The sequence below is a fragment of the Zestomonas insulae genome, from assembly GCF_016901015.1.
GTDB classification, from domain to species: domain Bacteria; phylum Pseudomonadota; class Gammaproteobacteria; order Pseudomonadales; family Pseudomonadaceae; genus Aquipseudomonas; species Aquipseudomonas insulae.
Window position 1 is genome coordinate 287,834 of sequence record NZ_JAFEUP010000002.1, and the last position, 21,236, is coordinate 309,069.

Annotated in this window: 18 protein-coding genes; 12 read left to right on the plus strand and 6 right to left on the minus strand. The window is 65.8% G+C overall.

All coding sequences use genetic code 11. The features are described from left to right. The first annotated feature begins 8 nt into the window (after positions 1-8). From JQX08_RS07035 to JQX08_RS07055, 5 genes are all read left to right on the plus strand, one after another. Entirely contained in the window at positions 9-617 is a 609-nt protein-coding gene (locus JQX08_RS07035) for an alpha/beta hydrolase (protein ID WP_204915578.1), read from the plus strand. A gap of 97 nt (positions 618-714) precedes the next feature. Continuing rightward, positions 715-2,688, plus strand: a complete 1,974-nt coding sequence (locus JQX08_RS07040) for a DUF1302 domain-containing protein (protein WP_204915579.1) — start codon at positions 715-717, stop codon at positions 2,686-2,688. A gap of 41 nt (positions 2,689-2,729) precedes the next feature. Continuing rightward, entirely contained in the window at positions 2,730-4,088 is a 1,359-nt protein-coding gene (locus tag JQX08_RS07045) for a DUF1329 domain-containing protein (RefSeq protein ID WP_204915580.1), read from the plus strand. 105 nt (positions 4,089-4,193) lie between these two features. Beyond that, positions 4,194-5,267, plus strand: coding sequence for a WD40/YVTN/BNR-like repeat-containing protein (locus JQX08_RS07050; RefSeq protein ID WP_204915581.1), 1,074 nt, complete (start codon positions 4,194-4,196; stop codon positions 5,265-5,267). A 26-nt stretch (positions 5,268-5,293) separates the two neighbouring features. Next, complete coding sequence (locus JQX08_RS07055) at positions 5,294-7,732, plus strand: efflux RND transporter permease subunit (protein WP_204915582.1); 2,439 nt, start codon at positions 5,294-5,296, stop codon at positions 7,730-7,732. Between the two features lie 2 nt (positions 7,733-7,734). On the opposite strand, the gene glpD is transcribed toward JQX08_RS07055, so the two are convergent. Next, a complete protein-coding gene (gene glpD, locus JQX08_RS07060) occupies positions 7,735-9,276 on the minus strand; it encodes a glycerol-3-phosphate dehydrogenase (protein WP_204915583.1) in 1,542 nt (513 codons plus the stop codon). 278 nt (positions 9,277-9,554) lie between these two features. Then, complete coding sequence (locus tag JQX08_RS07065; protein WP_204915584.1) at positions 9,555-10,313, minus strand: DeoR/GlpR family DNA-binding transcription regulator; 759 nt, start codon at positions 10,311-10,313, stop codon at positions 9,555-9,557. Between the two features lie 96 nt (positions 10,314-10,409). On the opposite strand from JQX08_RS07065, the gene ybaK reads away from it, so the two are divergent. The 5 genes from ybaK (at position 10,410) to JQX08_RS07090 (ending at position 15,280) form a co-directional block, all read left to right on the plus strand. After that, complete coding sequence (gene ybaK, locus JQX08_RS07070) at positions 10,410-10,880, plus strand: Cys-tRNA(Pro) deacylase (RefSeq protein ID WP_204915585.1); 471 nt, start codon at positions 10,410-10,412, stop codon at positions 10,878-10,880. 94 nt (positions 10,881-10,974) lie between these two features. Then, positions 10,975-12,462, plus strand: coding sequence for a glycerol kinase GlpK (gene glpK, locus JQX08_RS07075; protein WP_204915586.1), 1,488 nt, complete (start codon positions 10,975-10,977; stop codon positions 12,460-12,462). Between the two features lie 30 nt (positions 12,463-12,492). After that, positions 12,493-13,269: a substrate-binding periplasmic protein gene (locus tag JQX08_RS07080; RefSeq protein WP_204915587.1), complete on the plus strand. Its 777-nt coding sequence runs from the start codon at positions 12,493-12,495 to the stop codon at positions 13,267-13,269. 87 nt (positions 13,270-13,356) lie between these two features. Further along, complete coding sequence (locus JQX08_RS07085) at positions 13,357-14,142, plus strand: PhzF family phenazine biosynthesis protein (protein WP_204915588.1); 786 nt, start codon at positions 13,357-13,359, stop codon at positions 14,140-14,142. A 64-nt stretch (positions 14,143-14,206) separates the two neighbouring features. Further along, positions 14,207-15,280 (plus strand): GGDEF domain-containing protein, encoded by a 1,074-nt coding sequence (locus JQX08_RS07090; RefSeq protein ID WP_204915589.1) that lies wholly within the window; start codon positions 14,207-14,209, stop codon positions 15,278-15,280. 18 nt (positions 15,281-15,298) lie between these two features. Here JQX08_RS07090 and JQX08_RS07095 read toward each other — a convergent pair whose 3' ends face one another. Beyond that, a complete protein-coding gene (locus tag JQX08_RS07095; RefSeq protein WP_204915590.1) occupies positions 15,299-16,408 on the minus strand; it encodes an ABC transporter ATP-binding protein in 1,110 nt (369 codons plus the stop codon). Then, positions 16,405-17,325 carry an ornithine carbamoyltransferase gene (gene argF, locus JQX08_RS07100; RefSeq protein WP_204915591.1) on the minus strand — a complete coding sequence of 307 codons (921 nt, stop codon included), beginning with the start codon at positions 17,323-17,325 and terminating at the stop codon, positions 16,405-16,407. The genes JQX08_RS07095 and argF overlap by 4 nt, the downstream gene beginning before the upstream one ends. Before the next feature lie 299 nt (positions 17,326-17,624). Here argF and JQX08_RS07105 point away from each other — a divergent pair, with 299 nt between their 5' ends. Both JQX08_RS07105 and grxD read left to right on the plus strand, forming a co-directional pair. Beyond that, entirely contained in the window at positions 17,625-19,733 is a 2,109-nt protein-coding gene (locus JQX08_RS07105) for a molybdopterin oxidoreductase family protein (protein ID WP_204915592.1), read from the plus strand. A 99-nt stretch (positions 19,734-19,832) separates the two neighbouring features. Further along, a complete protein-coding gene (gene grxD, locus JQX08_RS07110; protein WP_204915593.1) occupies positions 19,833-20,159 on the plus strand; it encodes a Grx4 family monothiol glutaredoxin in 327 nt (108 codons plus the stop codon). 57 nt (positions 20,160-20,216) lie between these two features. On the opposite strand, the gene bfr is transcribed toward grxD, so the two are convergent. Together bfr and JQX08_RS07120 are read right to left on the minus strand one after the other, a co-directional pair. Next, the gene (gene bfr / locus JQX08_RS07115) at positions 20,217-20,687 is read right to left on the minus strand and encodes a bacterioferritin (RefSeq protein ID WP_204915594.1); all 471 of its coding nucleotides are present in this window, start codon (positions 20,685-20,687) and stop codon (positions 20,217-20,219) included. Positions 20,688-20,890: 203 nt separating this feature from the next. Next, positions 20,891-21,109, minus strand: a complete 219-nt coding sequence (locus tag JQX08_RS07120) for a bacterioferritin-associated ferredoxin (RefSeq protein ID WP_204915595.1) — start codon at positions 21,107-21,109, stop codon at positions 20,891-20,893. Positions 21,110-21,236: the final 127 nt, after the last annotated feature.

The following is a 21,236-nucleotide window of genomic DNA, read 5'->3' on the forward strand; positions in this document are numbered from 1 at the left end:
GTGTCGATGTGGACAAGCTGCAAACCCATGCCACTGTGCTGATCGTTCCCGGCCTGCGCGAGCACGTGCCGCAACACTGGCAAACCCTGCTTGAAGCCAAGCTGAGCAAGGTGCGTTCGGTGCCCCCGCTGGAGCACGACAAGCTCAGCTGCGCCGCCCGCGTCGATGCCATTCAGCGCGAGCTGGAACAGATCGACGGCCCGGTGATCCTGGTCGCGCACAGCGCCGGCGTGCTGATGGTGGCGCACTGGGCCGCGGTGTACCGCCGGCCGATCCAGGGCGCGCTGCTGGCCGCCCCGCCAGACCTGCAAGCCAGTTGGCCGGAAGGCTACCCGACTCCGGAAAGCCTGCGCGCCCACGGCTGGGATCCGCTGCCGGCCAAGCGCCTGCCGTTCCCGAGCATCATCGCCGCCAGCACCAACGACCACCTAGCCAGCTTCGACGCCGCCTGCCACATGGCCGAGGACTGGGGTAGCCAGCTGGTCAACCTCGGCGCGGTCGGCCACCTCAACCCGGCCTCCGGTTACGGCGAATGGCCGCAGGCCGAGGAATTCATTCTCGAATTGGATGGTTCGGTCAGCACGACTGGCAGCACGTTGCGCCGTAGCGCGCCGTAGCCAGTCGCGGCCTGAGCCGCAGTACCAAGGGCTCGCACCGTTGCCCTGACGGATGCGAGCCGGTGTTAGAGCCACACACACAACAGCGGAGACACGCATGTATAAAAATAAGAATCACAACCTCGGTCCTTTGCGTCGCAGCTTGCTGGCGTCGGCCATCCTGGCCGCGTCGCTGCCCGCCGCGCATGCCGTCGAGCTGCACATGGACGACGCGGACTGGGCGGTGCGTTTCGATAACACGGTCAAGTACAACTACGGCGTGCGCGCCGAAAGTGCCGACAAGCGCATGCTCGGTACGCCGAACAACAACGACGGCGACTACAACTTCCGCAAGGCCGGCACCAACATCACCAACCGCATCGACCTGCTGACCGAGCTGGATGTGGTGTACCAGAACAACATGGGCTTCCGCGTCAGTGCCGCCAGCTGGTACGACAAGGCCTACGACAACACCGGCTCCAATTCCAACCCGTTCGCCAACACCAACGGCTCGAACAGTGGTCTGGTCGCCCCGCACGCCCTGGGGGCACTCACCGCCAACGACAACGTCGGCTTCGGTGACCGCCACCTGAGCAACTACGCGCAGCGTTACTACAGCGGTCCGTCCGGCGAAATTCTCGATGCCTTCGTGTTCTACAGCACCGAGATCGGCGACGAGTCGCTGTTCAGCGTCAAGGCCGGCCAGCACAACGTCTACTGGGGCGAAACCCTCCTCAACCCGGTGCATGCCATCAGCTACGGCCAGTCCGGCCTCGACCTCGCCAAGCTGGCGGCGTCGCCGGGCACCGAGGCCAAGGAACTGTTCGTGCCGCGCGAGCAGATTTCCACCACCTTTACCGTCAACTCCGAACTGACCCTGGCCGCGCAGTACTTCTTCCGCTGGGACGCCGCGCGTCTGCCGGAAGCCGGTACCTACTACGGCAGCTCCGACCTGGTTGGCTTCGGCGCGCAATCCTTCCTGCTCGGTCATACCGCGCGCCCGGCCGGCCCGCTGGGTAACGACGCACTGAGCAACGTGGTGCGTGGCAATGATCTGGAGCCGGAAGACCGTGGTGACTGGGGCCTGATGGCCAAGTGGTCGCCGGAGTGGCTGGATGGCACCCTGGGCTTCTACTACCGCAAGACCTCGGACATCCTCCCGCAGGCCGTGCTCGATGCCCGTGGCCTGACGGTTGCTACTGGTCCCGCCTCCTGCCAGTCGGCGCCGGCACCGCAGTTGGTTCCAGTCTGCCGTCTGGTCGATTCGGTCGGCCGCACCAGCTACAACTTCGCCTACAGCGACGACATCGACATCTACGGCCTGAGCCTGTCCAAGGAATTCGCCGGGGTCAGCGTCGGTAGCGACCTGAACGTGCGTCACCACATGCCGCTGGCCAGCATTCCGGCACTCCTCAGTGCTCCGGGTCCGCTTGGTTTGGCCGCTGGTCTGGGTGCATTCCCGACTGCACGTGCCCCGAGCACCGGCGTGATCACCGACGTGCCGCAAGATGGCGACAGTGCCAGCGCCACCGGCGACACCCTGCACTGGACCATCAACGGCCTGATGGCGATCGGCGACACCCCGCTGTTCGACGCCGCCAGCCTGCTCGGCGAGGTGTACTACAGCAACCTGCTGAGCCTCGATAGCAAGAACGAAGCCCTCTACAAGGGCAAGAGCACCTACCGCGGTATCGACCAGCCGACTCGCGACAACTGGGGCGTCGCGGTCAACTTCACACCGACCTGGTACCAGGTATTCCCGGGCGTCGACCTGAGCATGCCGATGTCGGTGAACGTCGGCATCGACGGGGTTTCCCCGGTGGCTGCCGGTGGCGCTGAAGACACCGGCAACTACGCGGTGGGCGTCGGCGCGGCGATCTACAACCAGTACTTCGTCGACCTCAAGTACGTGGACTCCTTCGGTGACGCCGAGAAATGCGTCAACGGTTCGACCGATGGTTCCACCCCTAACGCTTTGGACGCCGGGCAGCGTTACACCTGCTACGCCGGCGGCTATTCGTCCTTCTCGGGCGGCGGCGCCACCACGGAAGACCGTGGCGCGGTTTACCTGACTTTCAAGACCACCTTCTGATTACCGCAGCGCCTGGAACACCCAGGCAGGAGATTTACGAGATGAAATTCGTACCCACTCTGATGGCGGCTTCCCTGGTGGTAGCCTTCGCCGGAACCGCACACGCCGCCGTTGACCCGGCACAGGCCGCACAACTGGGCAGCAGCCTGACTCTGGTCGGCGCCGAGAAAGGCGCCAGCGCCGACGGCGCGATCCCCGCCTACGAGGGCGGTCTGACCACCGCGCCGGCCAGCTTCAAGTCCGGCGACAGCATGCGTCCCGATCCGTTTGCCGGTGAGAAGCCGCAGCTGGTCATCGACGGCAAGAACGTCGACAAGTACAAGGGCCAACTGACCGCCACCAGCGCCGAGCTGGCCAAGCGTTACCCAAGCTTCCGCATCGACGTCTACCCGACCCACCGCACCGTGGCGATGCCGCAGGCCGTGCTCGACAACAGCCAGAAGAACGCCACCGGCGCCAAGTCGCTGAACGGCGGTCTGGCGATCGAAAACGTGCTGCCGGGCGTACCGTTCCCGATTCCGCAGAGCGGCGCCGAGGCGATGTGGAACCACCTGCTGCGCTACCAGGGCGTGACCATCAACTCCAAGTACGACTCCTGGAACGTTGACTCCGCTGGCGTGGCGACCCTGGCCACCACCGGTCAGGCGTTCATCAACTACCCGATCTACGAAAACCTCGCCCAGCCGATCGACAGCTCTGGCGTCTACTACCAGATGAAGCTGTACTACACCGGCCCGGCGCGCCGTGCCGGCGAGGCGATCATGCTCAAGGACGCCGCCAACGCGGTCGAGCAGCCGCGCCGCGCCTGGCAGTACCTGCCCGGTCAACGCCGCGTGAAACTGGCGCCGAGCCTGGCCTACGACACGCCGAACCCGGGTACCGCCGGTGCCGGCACCTACGACGACGTGTTCGTCTTCAACGGCGCGCTGGATCGCTTCGACTGGAAACTGGTCGGCAAGCAGGAGCTGATCGTTCCCTACAACACCTACAAGCTGACCTACGCCTCCGATCCGAAGACGCTGACCACGCCGAACCACCTGGCGCCGGACTACGTGCGTTGGGAGAAACACCGCGTGTGGGTCGTCGAGGGTACGTTGAAGGCCGGCGCACGGCACATCTACGCCAAGCGCCGCTTCTACCTCGACGAGGACAGCTGGGTCGCTCTCGCCTCCGACCAGTACGACGCCCGCGGTGAGCTGTTCCGTGGTTCGTTCGCCTTCCTCAGCCAGAGCTATGACAAGCAGGTACCGGACTCCACGCCGTTCATGGTCTACGACATGGTCGGCAACTCGTACAACATCAACGGCATCGTTGGTCCGTACGGTGGCATCCGCTACATCGATCCGCTGACCAAGGCCCAGTGGTCGGCCGAGTCGCTCGCCGGCGCCGGCATCCGCTAAGCGCCCTTCATTGGCTGCCCGCACCACCTGGTACGGGCACCCGCTGGCGACGCCGGGTTGCACCAACGAGTGCCGCCCGGCGCGGTTTTCTCAAGAGGTCGCGTTATGTGTTCATTCAACAAGCGTCTGCTGTTGGCGGCGGGCCTGTGCCTGGCGTTTGCGCAGGGCGCCGTCCAGGCGGCCGGCTACGTCGACGTGCTGGACCTGCCGGCCAAGCCGAGTGCGCTGGCGCAGCGCAGCCCGTTGCTCGACCTGGCACGTGCCGGGCAGCGCCTGGTTGCCGTGGGCCAGCGTGGCCACATTCTCTATTCCGATGGCGGCGGCCAAGCCTGGCAGCAGGCCGTCGTGCCGGTCAGCTCCGATCTGACCGCCGTACATTTCCCCTCGGCTCAGCAGGGCTGGGCAGTGGGTAACGATGGCGTGGTGCTGCACAGCAGCGACGCCGGGGCAACCTGGACCAAGCAGCTCGATGGCCGGCAGATCGGCGCGCTGGTGCTCAAGCACTACAGCGACCTGGCCGCTGCCGAACCGGGCAAAGAACAATGGGCGGCGCTGGCCGCCGAAGGCCAGCGACTGGTCGAGGAGGGCGCCGACAAGCCGCTGCTCGACGTGTGGTTTGCCAACGAACAGGTCGGCTACGTGATCGGCGTGTTCAACCTGATCCTGCGCACCACCGATGGCGGGCAGAGCTGGACGCCGTTCCAGGACCGCACCGACAACCCGCAGAACTTCCACCTGAACGCCATCGCCTCGACCGGCGATGCGCTGTACATCGCCGGCGAGCAGGGCCTGCTGCTCAAGTGGGATGACATCCTCGAGCGCTTCATTGCCATGCCCACGCCCTACCAGGGCAGCTATTTCGGCGTGATCGGCCAGCCCGGCGAGGTGATTGTCTTCGGCCTGCGCGGCCACGTGTACCGCAGCACCGACGCCGGCTACACCTGGCAGCAAGTGCCGTCCGGTCTGCAGCTCAGCATCACCGCCGGCTTGCTCGGCGCACATGGCGACTACCAGCTGTTCACCCAGGCCGGTCACCTGCTGCAGGCCAGCCAGGCCGACGGTCCGCTGCAACTGGTGCCGCAACCGGCGCCAGCGCCGGTAGCCGGTGCCGCCCTGGCCGCCGACGGCACGCTGGTGCTGGTCGGCAGCCGTGGCGTGCGCACGCTGCCCGTTGAATAACCAGAAATCAGAGCGAGTACCCTGACATGGGCAATTTGAAACAAGACACCATGCCGGTGATCCGCGAACTGCTGGACTTCGACCGCCGCTCCGGCAACCGGTTGGAGCGCCTGGTGTTCAACCATCGCCTGATGTTCATGCTGGTGATGGCGCTGGTCACCGTGATGCTCGGTTACATGGCGGCGACCCGCCTGGAGCTGCGCCCCAGCTTCGAGAAGATGATTCCGCAGAGCCAGCCGTACATTCAGAATTTCCTGGAGAACCGCAAGTCGCTGCGCGGCCTCGGCAACTCGGTGCGCGTGGTGGTGGAGAACACCCAGGGCGACATCTTCGACCCCGAGTACCTGGAGGTGCTCAAGCAGGTCAACGACGAGCTGTTCCTCACCCCAGGCGTCGACCGCGCCTGGATGAAGTCGCTGTGGAGCCCGGCGGTGCGCTGGACCGAAGTCACCGAGGAAGGCTTCCAGGGCGGCCCGGTGATGCCCGACAGCTACCAGGGCAGCCCGGCGAACATCGAGCAGCTGCGGCAGAACATCGGCCGCGCCGGCATCGTCGGCAGCCTGGTGGCCAGCGATTTCAAATCGACCATGCTAATCGTGCCGCTGCTCGACCAGGCTTCGGCCGGCGGTCAGCGTCTCGATTACTACAAGTTCGCGCAACTGCTCGAGGAGCAGCTGCGCGACAAGATCGAATTCGCCGGCGACCGCGCCGCGCGTGAGTCGGGCGAAGAGGGCAGCGGCAAGTACAAGGTGCGGGTGATCGGATTCGCCAAGCTGGTCGGCGACCTGATCGACGGTTTGATCCAGGTGATGATGTTCTTCGGCCTGGCGGTGGCCACTTCGCTGGTGATCATCTACCTGTACACCCGCTGCGTGCGCAGCACCCTGCTGGTGGTCGGCTGCTCGCTGATCGCGGTGGTCTGGCAGCTGGGCATCGTCGCCTGGCTGGGCTACGCCATCGATCCCTATTCGGTGCTGGTACCGTTCCTGATCTTCGCTATCGGCGTGTCGCACGCGGCGCAGAAGATGAACGGCATCATGCAGGACATCGCCCGCGGCACCCACAAGCTGATCGCCGCGCGCTACACCTTCCGCCGCCTGTTCCTCGCCGGGGTTACCGCGCTGCTCGCCGACGCGGTGGGCTTCGCCGTGCTGATGCTGATCGACATCCCGGTGATCCAGGACCTGGCGATCACCGCGAGCATCGGCGTGGCGGTGCTGATCTTCACCTCGCTGCTGCTGATGCCGGTGGCGCTGTCCTACGTCGGCGTCGGCCGCAAGGCCGCCGAGCGCGCGCTGCGCATCGACACCCGCGCCGCCGAGCACCGCGGTTTCGGCAAGCTGTGGGACCTGCTCGACCGCTTCACCACCCGCAACTGGGCGATCGGCACGCTGCTGGTGGCGCTGCTGTTGGGGGTTGGCGGCTTCCTGGTCAGCCTGCAGCTGCAGATCGGCGACCTCGACAGCGGCGCGCCGGAGCTGCGCGCCGACTCGCGCTACAACCGTGACAATGCCTACATCACCAGCCACTACGCGCTGTCCAGCGACCTGTTCGCGGTGATGATCAAGACCCCGCCGGAAGGCTGCCTGAACTACCAGACCCTGGTGCTCGCCGATCGCCTGGCCTGGGAGCTGCAGCAGCACCCGGGGGTGCAGGCGACCGCCTCGCTGGTCAACGCGGTACGGCAGATCACCGCCGGCACCTACGAAGGCAATCCCAAGCTGAACAGCATCCAGCGCAACCAGAACGTGCTGAACTACGCCGCCCAGCAGGCCTCGGTGAACGCTCCGGAACTGTTCAACACCGACTGCTCGGTGATGCCGGTGATCGCCTTCCTCAAGGACCACAAGGCGGCGACCCTGGATGAAGTGGTGGCCATCGCCGACAAGTTCGCCAAGGAAAACAGCACCGAGGATCGCCAGTTCCTGCTCGCCGCCGGTACCGCCGGCATCGAGGCGGCGACCAATATCGTGGTCCGCGAGGCCAATCGCACCATGCTGCTGTACGTCTACCTGGCGGTGACGGTGTTCTGCCTGATCACCTTCCGCAGCTGGCGGGCGACCGTGGTGGCATTGCTGCCGCTGGTGCTCACCTCGATTCTCTGCGAGGCGCTGATGGTGGCGATGGGTATCGGCGTGAAGGTCGCGACCCTGCCGGTGATCGCCTTGGGTGTCGGTATTGGCGTCGACTACGCGCTGTACCTGCTCAGCGTGCAGCTGCACTACCAACGGCAGGGCATGCCGCTGACCGAGGCGTATCGCAAGGCGGTGGCGTTCACCGGGCGGGTGGTCGGGCTGGTCGGCATCACGCTGGCGGCCGGGGTGATCTGCTGGGCCTGGTCACCGATCAAGTTCCAGGCCGACATGGGCATCCTGCTGACCTTCATGTTCCTGTGGAACATGCTCGGTGCGCTGCTGCTGATTCCGGCGCTGTCGTACTTCCTGCTCAACCCGCGCCGCGCCTGAGGCTAGGCTGGCTGCACATCCTCCGGCCGCGGGGGATGTGTGGTGGTCAGGTACTGGCGCAGTCGCGCTTGCTGGCCGGGGCTGAGGAACAGGCCGAGTTTGCTGCGCCGCCAGAGGATGTCCTCGGCCTCCTGGGCCCACTCGTGGCGGCACAGGTAATCCACTTCGCGGGTGTACAGGCCGCCGCCCAGGTGGTCGCCGAGATCGCTCGGCTGCTGCACGCCTTCAAGTAATTTCCAGCAGCGGCTGCCATAGCTGTGCGCCCAGCGCCGGGCGAGACCTTGATCGAGCCAGCCGAGGCGCTGGCACAGCGCCTCGGCCAGCCCGGCCGGGTCGCGCAACTGCTCACCACCCGGTAGCGCGACGTCGGCCGTCCAGTTCGGCCGCAGCGTCGGGAAGTATGGCGCGAGCTGGGCCAGCGCCGCTTCGGCGAGCTTGCGGTAGGTGGTCAGCTTGCCGCCGAACACCGACAGCAGCGGCGCTTCGCCGGGCTGGCCGTTGAGGTCCAGGGTGTAGTCGCGGGTCATCGCCGACGGATCGCTGTTCTCGTCGTCGCACAGTGGGCGCACCCCGGCGTAGCTGTGCAGGATGTCCGCGCGCTGCACGCGGTGCTTGAAGTGGGCATTGACCACCTGCAGCAGGTAGTCGATTTCCTCGTCGCTGATGCGCACCTGAGCCGGGTCGCCGTGGAACTCGCGGTCGGTGGTGCCGATCAGGCTGAAGCGGTCCAGATAGGGAATCACGAAGACGATGCGGCGGTCCTCGTTCTGCAGGATGTAGGCCTGCTCGCCGTCGTGCAGGCGCGGCACGATGATGTGGCTGCCCTGGATCAGGCGGATGCCGTAGGGCGAGGGCAGCTTCAGTTCCTCGGCGAACAGCCGGGCGACCCAGGGGCCGGCGGCATTGACCAGCACCCGTGCACGAATCGAATAGAGGCTGCCGTCGGCGCGCTCCAGATGGATGTGCCAGAGGCCCTTGCGCCGCCGTGCGCTGACGCAGCGGGTGCGGGTGTGCACATGCGCGCCCAGTTCGCGGGCGGCCATGGCGTTGGCTACCACCAGGCGGGCGTCGTCCACCGCGCAGTCGGAATACTCGAAGCCACGACGGATCTCGCTGTTCAGCGGGCTGCCGATGCCGAAGCGCAGGCTGCGCGAGGCGGGCAGCTGTTCGCGCTTGCCGAGGTGGTCATAGAGGAACAGCCCGGCGCGGATCATCCACGCTGGGCGCAGGTGCGGGCGGTGCGGCAGGATGAAGCGCAGCGGTCGTACCAGGTGCGGCGCCTTGGCCAGCAGCACTTCGCGCTCGGCCAGCGATTCGCGCACCAGGCGGAATTCGTGATGTTCGAGGTAGCGCAAGCCACCGTGGATCAGCTTGCTGCTGGCCGAGGAGGTGTGTTGCGCGAGGTCATTCTTTTCGCAAAGGAACACAGACAACCCGCGCCCGGCCGCATCGGCGGCAATCCCCACACCGTTGATACCGCCGCCGATCACGGCCAGATCGTAGACTTCGGCGAGCGGTGCGCTGGGCGTTGGCGTGGCGGACATCGCGGACCCCTTGGAGTGAAAGTGAACGTTTATATGTTCGTTTCCGAAAATAGTAGGGGGAAATACGCGCACTGGCCAGCCCTGCGCCTGGGCAGTGGTCGGGTGATAGCAGCGATAGGGATTCGCGCGGGTTCAGTCGGTGCTCAGGCCGAGCGAGCGATTGATTCCCGCCTACGCGGGAATGACGGAGCGAGGATGGGTCACCCTTCACCCCGTCGTCCCCGCGCAGGCGGGGACCCAGTGGGCGGGCGCTGCCCTTATCGGCGAGCTGGAAAGCGTCAGACCAGATGCAGCTGAATCTTCTGCTCGGCCAGGCGACGGGCCAGCGCGGAGGGCGGCGCGCTGTCGGTGAACAGCTGGTGAATCAGCTCGACGGCGCCGAGGCGTACCACCGCGTTGCGGCCGAACTTGCTGGAGTCGGCGGCCAGCAACACCTGCCGCGCGTTGTGGATGATCGCCTGGGAAACGCGCACTTCCTGGTAGTCGAAGTCGAGCAGGCTGCCGTCCTCGTCGATGCCGCTGATGCCGATCAGCGCGAAATCCACCTTGAACTGCTGGATGAAATCCACCGCCGCCTGGCCGACTACGCCGCCGTCGTCGCGCACCGTGCCGCCGGCGATCAACACTTCGAAGTCGGCCTTGGCGCTGAGCTGCGCAGCGACGTGCAGGTTGTTGGTGATCACCTTGAGGCCGCGGTGGTTGAGCAGCGCGCGGGCGATCGCCTCGGTGGTGGTGCCGATGCTGATGAACAGCGAGGCATGATCGGGAATCTGCGCGGCGACCGCCTCGGCGATGCGCTGCTTCTCGTCCCGCATCTGCCCGGCGCGCATGGCGTAGGCGGTGTTGTGGATGCTCGAGGCTTCGCTCGCCGCGCCGCCGTGGGTGCGCCGCAGCAGGCTGCGTTCGGCCAGCAGGTTGATGTCGCGGCGGATGGTCTGCGGGGTGACGGCGAAGGCCTGGGCCAGCTCGTCGATGCTGACGTAGCCGCGTTCGCGGGCGAGGTCGAGAATGCGCTGCTGACGGGGAGCGAGATCCATGCGGGCTTCCTGTTTTTTCGACGATTATAGGCTGTTGCGGCTGGCCAATTACGGCTAAGGTAAGGCGGCATTGTCATCTAATTTTCACTATCGAACATGACGCCTGCCATCGATCTGCTGAAGAAAGCCAAGGCTGAGCACCGCGTGCACAGCTACACCCACGATCCCAAGGCGCCGTCCTACGGCCTGGAAGCGGCGGAAAAGCTCGGTCTGGAGCCGGCGCGGGTATTCAAGACACTGCTCGCGGCGAGCGAGAAGGGCGAGTTGCTGGTCGCGGTGGTGCCGGTCGCCGGCAGCCTCGACCTCAAGGCGCTGGCCCATGCCGCAGGGGTGAAGAAGGCCGACATGGCCGACCCGCAGGCCGCGCAGCGCGCCACCGGCTATCTGCTTGGCGGCATCAGCCCGCTGGGCCAGAAGAAACGTCTGCGCACCTTCATCGACGACTCGGCCCAGGCGCAGCCGACCATTTACGTCAGCGCCGGGCGCCGTGGTCTGGAAGTGGAGCTGGCAGCCAGCGTACTGGCGCAGCACACCCAGGCGCAGTTCGCCGCCATCGGACGGGACTGATCGATTGGTCCGCCATGCTTAAGCCACGGACCACCCACGTCGCCTTTTCTCCTTGCCCGGCCGGGCAAGGAGCCACAACCACAAGGACCAGTGCATGAGTCAGTACCTGCTCGCCATCGACCAGGGCACCACCAGTTCCCGCGCCATCGTATTCAGCGCCCAGGGCCTGCCGGTGGCGCGCGCGCAGCAGGAGTTCAAGCAGTACTTCCCGAAAGACGGCTGGGTCGAGCATGACGGCGAGGAAATCTGGCTGACGACCCTCAAGGTCTGTCGCGAGGCCCTGCAGCAGAGCGGGCTGAACGCCGCCGAGATCGCCGCCATCGGCATCACCAACCAGCGCGAGACCACCCTGGTGTGGGATGCGCAGACCGGCACGCCGATCCACCCGGCCATCGTCTGGCAGGATCGGCGTACCGCCGACTACTGCGCCGAGCTCAAGGCCGCCGGCCACGAGGCCGCGGTAGCGAGCAAGACCGGCCTGCTGATCGACCCGTATTTCTCCGCCACCAAGCTGCGCTGGATTCTCGCCAACGTGCCCGGCGCCCGTGAGCGTGCCGAACGCGGCGAACTGCGCTTCGGCACGGTGGACAGCTTCCTGCTCTGGCGCCTGAGCGGCGGTCAGGCGCACCGTACCGACGCGACCAACGCCTCGCGCACCCTGCTGTTCAACATCCACAGCCAGCAGTGGGACGACGAGCTGCTGGCGCTGTTCGACATCCCGCGCAGCCTGCTGCCGGAGGTGATGGACTGCGCCGCCGAGTTCGGCCACACCGAGGCCACGCTGCTCGGCGCGAGCATCCCGGTGCTGGGCATGGCCGGCGATCAGCAGGCCGCGCTGATCGGCCAGGCCTGCTTCGAGGCCGGCATGGTCAAGAGCACCTACGGCACCGGCTGCTTCATGATCCAGAACACCGGTCGCCAGCCGGTGACCTCGAAGAACCGCCTACTGACCACGGTCGGCTACCGCCTCAACGGCGAAGTCATCTACGCGGTGGAGGGCAGCATCTTCGTCGCCGGCGCGGCGGTGCAGTGGCTGCGCGACGGCATCAAGCTGATCAGCCACGCGCGCGATAGCGAGGCGCTGGCGATGCAGACCGGCGATGCCAGTGGCGTCTACCTGGTGCCGGCGTTCACCGGCCTTGGCGCGCCGTACTGGGACCCCAAAGCGCGCGGGGCGATCTTCGGCCTGACCCGCGACACCGGGATCAAGGAAATCGTCACCGCCGGCCTGCAGTCGGTGTGCTACCAGACCTGCGACCTGCTCGAGGCGATGCGCCAGGACGGCGCCGCCGCGCCCAGTGCGCTGCGGGTCGACGGCGGCATGGTGGAGAACAACTGGGTGATGCAGTTCCTCGCCGACATCCTCGGCGTGCCGGTGGAGCGCCCGGAGGTCACCGAGACCACGGCGCTCGGCGTCGCCTACCTGGCCGGTCTGCAGGCCGGTCTGTATGCCGACCTGGCGCAGATCGCCAGTCACTGGCATCGTCAACAACGCTTCACCCCGCGGATGGCCGAGGCGCACCGCGACAAGCTGTATGCCGGCTGGCTGGATGCGGTGCAGCGGGTCCGCAGCGGCGCCTGAAAGACGAGTTCGACGAAGAGGTCACGCAGGATGCGCAAGTTTCGGAACGGATGGGCAGCGCTGCTGCTGATGGCCGCGAGCGGAGCGCCGGCCTGGGGCGAGACCTTGATCATTACCGGCGACGTCTGGTGTCCGATCAACTGCGCGGCGAAGGCCTCCAAACCGGGCATCTTCGTCGAGCTGGCGCAGCAGATCTTCGGCGAAGAGGGGATTCGCGTTGAGTACCAGACGGTCAACTGGGCGCGGGCGATTCTCGATGTGCGCCAGGGCCGCGCCAATGCGTTGATCGGTGCCGGCCGCGACGACGCCCCGGACTTCCTGTTCAGCGCCACCGCGCCAGCCATCTCGCGCATGTGCTTCTACACCCAGCCGGGCACGGACTGGCGCTACGACGGCCTGGCATCGCTGGCGACGATCAGCCTGGCGGTGATCAACGGCTACAGCTACGGCGAAGAACTGAACGGCTACATCCACGCCTACGAGCACGACAACACACGGGTGCAGACGGCCGCGGGCGACCAGGCGCTGGGCATCAACGTCGAAAAGGTGCTGCGCGGCCGTGCCAATGCGACCCTGGAGAACACCTGGGTGATGGCCCGCTACCTGTCGCGGCGGGCGCCACCTGCAGTGCTGCGCCGCGCCGGCTGCCGCACGCCAGACGTGCCGATCTACCTGGCCTTTGCGCCCAAGCTGGCGAGCAGCCAGCGCTACATGGCGTTATTCGAGGCGGGCGTGCAGCGCTACCGCGAGAACGGTCGCCTGCGGGTGCTGCTGGCCAGCTACGGGCTGCGCGACGGCGAACTGTAGCGCCACGAAAGCCCCCTGACTGTGCCGGGTGGCGGCCTGCGCCGGCCGGCATACTGGGCGCACACTTTTTTCCTTCGCGAGGTCGCCATGCAGCTGCATTTCCACCAGATCGATGCGTTCACCCAGCGGCCGTTCAGCGGCAATCCGGCGATGGTCTATCGCCTCGACGCCTGGCTGGACGAGGCGCAGATGCAGCGCATCGCCGCGGAACACAACCTGGCGGAAACCGCCTTCGTGGTGAAGGAGGGTGCGCGCTGGCACATCCGCTGGTTCACCCCGACCAGCGAAGTACCGCTGTGTGGCCACGCCACGCTGGCCAGCGCCTATGTACTGTTCGAGCACTATCAGGAGCCGGGCGAGCGACTCGAGTTCGTCTGCCAATCCGGTGCGCTCAGCGTCAGCCGCGAGGGCGGGCGCCTGGTGCTGGATTTCCCCTGCTTGCCGCCGCAGCCGATCGAAGCCAGTGCGGCGATCCTGCAGGCGGTTGGCGAGGCGCCGCAGGCGGTGCTGGACACTGGCAAGGAACTGATGGTGGTGCTTGCCGACGAGCAGCGCGTGCGCGCCTGTCGACCCGACCTGAAGCAGGTCGCGGCACTGCCCTGGCTGGGCATGATCGTCACGGCGCCCGGCGAGCAGCATGACTTCGTCTCGCGCTACTTCGCCCCGGGCATCGGCATCGACGAGGACCCGGTGACCGGCTCGACGCACTGCAGCCTGATCCCCTACTGGGCGGCGCGGCTCGACAAGCAGCGCCTCGACGGCTTTCAGTGCTCGGCGCGTGGTGGCGAGCTGTATTGCAGCCTGGAGGGTGATCGGGTGAAGATCGCCGGACATGCCGTGCGCATCGCGAGCGGCACACTCTGGCTTGACTGACCCCGGACGGGAGCGACAGCGCGGCTGTCTATACTGCCGGCAGTTTGATTGAAAAGGATTGTCGATGACGCTGCCCCCGCGCGACCAACTGCTGCGCCTGCGCCGTACCCTCCTGGCTTACACCGCCTCGATTCTGCATCTGCTGCTCTGCTGGTTGTTGTTCGGCGCCGGGTTCATGTCGCTCAGCCTGGGCGGCATGCTGGTGCTGTCGTTCGTGGTGCTGGCCAGCGGGGTGCTGTTCCTGCTGAGTATCTGGCTCAACCTCAACCTGCGTTTCCACGACCCCAGCCTGACCCTGGTGCAGATGTGCTGGGCGATCGCCGTGGTGTTCATCAGCGCCTATTTTGTCGAGAACCTGCGCGCGCTGTTCTTGATGATGGTGCTGGTGGTGATGATGTTCGGCGCCTTCCGCCTGCGTCTCGGCGGCTTCGTGCGGGTCGGCCTGTTCACCCTGCTGTGCTATGCCGTGCTGATGGCGGCGCTGTGGTGGCGTGGCGCGGCCATCGAGCCGCGGGTCGAGCTGATCCAGGCCCTGGAGTTCTTCGTGCTGGTGCTCGGCGTGTCGCTGCTGGGGCTGGAGATGAGCAGCCTGCGCAACGTCTTGCAGCAGCGCAATCACGACTTGCATCAGGCGCTGGAGCGCATCCAGCAGCTGGCGATCACCGACGAGCTGACCGGCCTGTACAACCGCCGCTTCGCCAATGAGCTGATGTCCCAGCAGAAGGCGCTGGCCGACCGAGGTCAGTACGGCTTCGTGGTCTGCCTGATCGACCTCGACTACTTCAAGACGGTCAACGACCGTTTCGGCCACGCCGGTGGCGATGCGGTGCTGCGCCAGTTGGCCGAGCTATTCCGCCACACCGTGCGCGACGTCGATTTCATCGCTCGACTGGGCGGCGAGGAATTCCTGCTGCTGCTGTCGCGCACCGACACCGCCGGTGCCGAGCACCTAGTCGGGCGTCTGCAGGAGGCCTTGCGCGACAAGCTGTGGGAAGGCTTCGGCGCGCTGCGGCTGACCTTCTCGGTCGGCCTCAGTGCCTACCGCGGCGACGAGCCTTGGGAAGACACACTGCAGCGCGCCGATGCGGCGTTGTATCAAGCCAAGGAAGAGGGGCGCGACCGCCTCAAGTCGCTCTAGAGCAAGCGCCCGGGGGCATCAGGCCGGCGCACCGGGCGTGCGGCGCACGCCGGAATCGCCGAACTCGAGGTGCGCGGCCACGCTGCCCTGGGCCGCGAACACCACCAGATGGTCGGCGGCGACGCGGATGCCGACCAGCGCACCCGGTGGGTGGTCGACGTGGCTGGGGAAGATCGATTCCAGCTGGGTGCCGGTCGGCAACTGCAGACGATACAAAGTAGCGGCGCCGAGGAAGGTCTTGCCGACGATCCTCGCCTGCAGGGTGCTGTCCGGCGCGTGGACGATGTCATCCGGGCGCAGCAGCACATCCACCGCACTGCCGGTCGGCCAGGTGTAGGCGCGGTTGCCGCGGATCGGGCCAAGTTCGGTCTGCACCGCGTCCGGGCCGAGCAGCTGGCCGCGAATGAAGTAGCCCTGACCGATGAAGCTGGCGACGAAGGGCGTCAGCGGCTCGTGATAGAGGTTGTAGGGCGTGTCCCACTGCTCCAGGTGGCCGTCCTTGAACACCCCGACGTGGTCGCTGACGGCAAAGGCTTCTTCCTGATCGTGGGTGACCAGGATCGCGCTGGTGCCACGGGCCTTGAGGATGTCACGCACCTCGTGGCTGAGGCGCCGGCGCAGTTCGCCATCGAGGTTGGAGAACGGTTCGTCGAGCAACAGCAGTTGTGGCTGCGGCGCCAGCGCGCGGGCCAGGGCGACGCGCTGCTGCTGGCCGCCGGACAGCTCATGCGGGTAGCGGCGCGCGTGGGCGCCAAGCTTGACCAGGTCGAGCAGCTCGGCGGTGATGCGTTCGCGCTGCGGGTGCTGGCGAATGCCGAAGGCGACGTTGTCGGCCACACTGAGGTGCGGGAACAGCGCGTAGTCCTGGAACACCATGCCGATGCGGCGCTTCTCCGGTGCCAGGGTGAATCCGGCGCGGGAGATCACCGCGCCGCCCAGCTGAATCTCGCCCTGTTGCACCGGCTCGAAACCGGCGATGGCGCGCAGCGTGGTGGTCTTGCCGCAGCCCGACGGGCCAAGCAGGCAGCCAATGTCGCCGGCGTTGAGGTGCAGGTTGAGCTGCTGAACGATCTGTTGTCCGCGGTAGCCGCACGCCAGGTCGCGCAGGCTCAGCAGTAGCTCGCTCATGCGTGGTGGTAGGCCGGCTCGACCAGCAGTTCGAGCAGCGCTTTCTGCGCGTGCAGGCGGTTCTCCGCCTGGTCCCAGGCCAGCGAGCGCGGGTCGTCGAGCAGGTCTTCGCTGATTTCCTCGCCGCGATGGGCGGGCAGGCAATGCAGGAAGATCACGTCGTCAGCGGCGGCGTCGAGCAGGGCGCGGGTCACCTGGTAGGGGCGGAACAGTGCCATGCGCGCGGCGGCTTCTTCTTCCTGGCCCATCGAAGTCCACACGTCGGTGCTTACCAGATGTGCACCACGCACCGCTTCGAGCGGGTCGCGCAGGATGGTCACGCGCTCGCCGGCCTGGGCCAGCAGCGCGGCATTGGGTTCGTAGCCGGCCGGGCAGGCAACGCGCAGTTGGAAGTCGAACTGGATCGCCGCTTCGATATAGGTGTTGCACATGTTGTTGCCGTCGCCGATCCACACCACGGTCTTGCCCTGAATCGCGCCGCGGTGCTCGAGGAAGGTCTGCATGTCGGCCAGCAGCTGGCAGGGGTGCAGGTCGTCGGACAGGCCATTGATCACCGGGACCCGCGAATGCGCGGCGAACTCGGTGAGGGTGCTGTGGGCGTAGGTGCGGATCATCACGGCGTCGAGCATGCGCGACATGACGATCGCCGAGTCGGCGATCGGCTCGCCACGCCCCAACTGGGTGTCGCGCGGGGAGAGGAAGATCGCCTGGCCGCCGAGCTGGATCATGCCGGCCTCGAAGGACAGGCGGGTACGGGTCGAGGCCTTCTCGAAGATCATCCCCAGCACGCGGTTCTTCAGCGGTTCGTACAGGGCGCCTCGGTTGCGCAGGTCCTTCAGCTCGATGCCGCGACGAATCAGGCCATTCAGCTCCTGGGGCGTGCAGTCCATTAGCGAGAGGAAGTGTCTAGCGCTCATCATTCAAACCTTTGACATCGGCGGGCTTTGGCGTGCTGCGGAAAAGAATACAAAAGCCACGGCTGGAGGCCGCGCGGGGGCGACGAAACGGGGGAAGGTCGGGATCTTATAAGGAAAAGACGCGTCCAGGCAAATTGCCGCCTGTCCGCCGTCAATGCCTTCCCGCGCGCTGATTGGCTCGCCTGATGGTAGGCGATTCATGTGACGAACGCTTCTGGCGCGCAAGGCGGGCTGGCGCCATAGTCAGGGTTTGACGACCTGACCGGTCGTCTCGAACCACAAGAATGAGAGGCCCGGCCATGACCAAGACCCTCCACCACCGTGCATGCCACCTGTGTGAGGCCATCTGCGGCCTGACCATCGAAACCGAGCGTGACGCCGACGGCAGCCAGCGCATCCTGTCGATCAAGGGCGATGCCCAGGATAGCTTCAGCCGCGGCCATATCTGCCCGAAAGCGGTGGCCCTGCAGGACATCCAGCATGACCCCGACCGGCTGCGCCAGCCGATGCGGCGCAGCGGCGACAGCTGGCAGCCGATCGGCTGGGACGAGGCGTTCGCCCTGGTCGCCGAAAAGCTTGCTGACATCCAGGCCCGTCACGGGCAGAACTCGGTCGCCGTGTACCAGGGCAACCCGAGCGTGCACAACTACGGGCTGATGACCCACAGCAACTACTTCCTCGGCCAGCTGAAGACCCGCAACCGCTATTCGGCGACCTCGGTCGACCAGCTACCGCACCACCTGGTCAGCCACCTGATGTACGGCCACGGCCTGCTGATCCCCATTCCTGACATCGATCACACCGACTTCATGCTGATCCTCGGCGGCAACCCACTGGCCTCCAACGGCAGCATCATGACCGTGCCAGACGTGGAGAAGCGTCTGAAGGCGATCAAGGCGCGCGGCGGCAAGCTGGTGGTGGTCGATCCGCGGCGCAGCGAAACTGCGGGCATCGCCGATCAGCACATCTTTATCCGTCCGGGGCAGGACGCCGCGTTGCTGCTCGGTGTGCTGAATACCCTGTTCAGCGAAGGCCTGACCCGCGCCACCACGCTGCCAGTGGCCGGCCTCGACGAGGTGCGTGCGGCGATCGGAGAATTCAGCGCCGAGGCCATGAGCCAGCGCTGTGGGGTGCCGGCCGAGCAGATTCGTCAGCTGGCGCGGGACTTCGCCGGCGCTGACAAGGCCGTGTGCTACGGGCGCATGGGCGTCTCCACCCAGGCCTTCGGCACTTTGTGCCAGTGGCTGGTGCAGCTGATCAACCTGGTCACCGGCAACCTCGACCGCGAGGGTGGGGTGGTCTGCACCCAGCCGGCGGTGGACCTAGTCGCCACCACCTCGGGCGGTCACTTCAACCGCTGGCAGAGCCGCGTCTCCGGCTTGCCCGAGTACGGCGGCGAGCTGCCCGTGGCGGCGCTCGCCGATGAGATGCTCACCCCGGGCGACGGGCAGATTCGCGCGCTGATCACCGTGGCCGGCAATCCGGTGCTGTCCACCCCCAACGGTCGGCAGTTGGAACAGGCGCTGGACGGCCTGGAGTTCATGCTCAGCGTCGACCTGTACATCAATGAGACCACCCGCTACGCCGACCTGATCCTGCCGCCGACCGCGCCGCTGGAGCATGATCACTACGACACCACCTTCAACCTGTTCGCCGTGCGCAACGTCACCCGCTTCAATGAAGCGGTGCTGGACAAGCCGGCCGGCGCGCTGCACGACTGGGAAATCTTCGTCGGCCTGGCCCAGGCGTTCGCCGCGCGGACTGGCGGCGAACTGAAGCCCACCATGTCACCGGAGCAGATGATCGACATGGGCCTGCGCTTCGGCCCCTACGGCGATCGCAGCGAGCAGCGCTTGTCGTTGGCGACGCTGCGCGACTACCCGCACGGCCTCGATCTCGGGCCGTTGCGCACCAACCTGGCGGAACGCCTGAAGACCGCGGACAAGACCATCCAGGCGGCGCCGCCGCTGCTGCTCGCCGACCTGCGGCGCCTGGCCGTCCAGCCATTGCCGCAGGACGGCCAGCTGGTACTGATTGGCCGCCGCCATGTGCGCAGCAACAACTCCTGGATGCACAACTATCACCGTCTGGTGAAAGGCAAGCCGCGGCACCAGCTGCTGATGCATCCGGCCGATCTGCAGCGGCGCGGGCTGAGCGATGGGCAGTTGGTCAGGGTCCGCTCGCGGGTCGGGATGATCGAGGTCGAAGTGGCCGCCAGCGACGAGATGATGCCCGGTGTGGTCAGCCTGCCGCATGGCTGGGGGCACGGTCGTCCGGGGGTGCGCATGGCCATCGCCGCCGCGCAGCCGGGCGCCAGTGCCAATGACCTGACCGACGAGCGCCACCTTGACGCAGTATCCGGCAACGCGGCGTTGAACGGCGTGCCGGTGGAGGTCGAGGCCGCGTGAGCGGGGCGTATGAGTGGCTGCGCGTATTGAACGGCTTTGCTGTACAATCGCGCCATCGTGCCGACCGGTGAGTCGGGAAGTTAAGTGCCGAGGTGCCCCGTGGATATCATCGAAACCATCAAAGAGCAGATCGCCAACAACACCATTCTGCTGTACATGAAAGGCTCGCCGAATGCGCCGCAGTGCGGTTTTTCCGCCAAGGCTGCGCAGGTGGTAATGGGCTGTGGCGAGAAGTTCGCCTACGTCGACATCCTGCAGAATCCGGAAATTCGCGCCAATCTGCCGAAGTACGCCAACTGGCCGACCTTCCCGCAGCTGTGGGTCGCCGGCGAGCTGGTCGGCGGCAGCGACATCATGGTTGAGATGTTCGAGAAGGGTGAGCTGCAAGCCCTGATCAAGGACGCTGCGGCGAAAGCCAGCGCCTGATCGCCCGACGCTAACGAAAAAGCCCCGCAATGCGGGGCTTTTTTGTGGGCGCTGGTTTTACTCTTCCATCTGCGACTGCAGGTAATTCTCCAGGCCGACCTTGTCGATCAGGCCCAGCTGGGTTTCTAGCCAGTCGATGTGCTCTTCCTCGGATTCGAGGATCTCTTCCAGTAGGTCGCGACTACCGTAGTCACCGACGCTCTCGCAGTAGGCGATGGCGGCCTTCAGGTCCGGCACGGCGCTCAGTTCCAGCTTGAGGTCGCTGCTGAGCATTTCCTTGGTGTTCTCGCCGATGTGCAGCTTGCCAAGGTCCTGCAGATTCGGCAGGCCTTCGAGGAACAGGATGCGCTTGGTCAGCTTGTCGGCGTGTTTCATCTCGTCGATGGATTCGTGGTACTCGTGGTCGCCGAGTTTCTTCAGGCCCCAGTCTTCATACATGCGCGCATGCAGGAAGTACTGGTTGATTGCGACCAGTTCGTTTCCGAGGATCTTGTTGAGATGCTGGATGACTTTCTTGTCGCCTTTCATGTTCGTTCCTGCCACGCAAAGAAATGGGAATTTTCAGAAGTGTGGAATCGATTATTCGGGCTGTCAAACGTAAATCATTGAAAAATAAGTAAAAATTAATCTGAATACGAATGTTTTTGTTCTGCGTCTAGACGCTAAATCCTTGAATTTTAGACACAAAAAAGCCGGACTGGAGTCCGGCTTTGGGGTAATCGGTGCCTAATTTAAGCGGCAACAAATCCAGCGGGGTAGGCGAGAGCCGCTTGGGTGCTCTGCAGTTCGCCAAGGGTGTCACGGACCACTTGCTTGGCCAGGCAGGCGCACTTACCACATTGGGTCCCGACGCCGAGGTTCTCGCGGACATCGCGATAGCTGCAGCAACCTTCGTAGATTGCTTCGCGGATTTGACCGTCGGTGACACCTTGGCAGAGGCAGACGTACATGTAAGGACCCACACAGCTGGATTGGCGTGATGGGCAAGATACTAATGTTAATGAGAATGCTTGTCAAAGCGAGATTGGGTGGCTTCGCATTTGCGGCGACAGCCGGTTGTTAGCCGGCTGTCGTGCT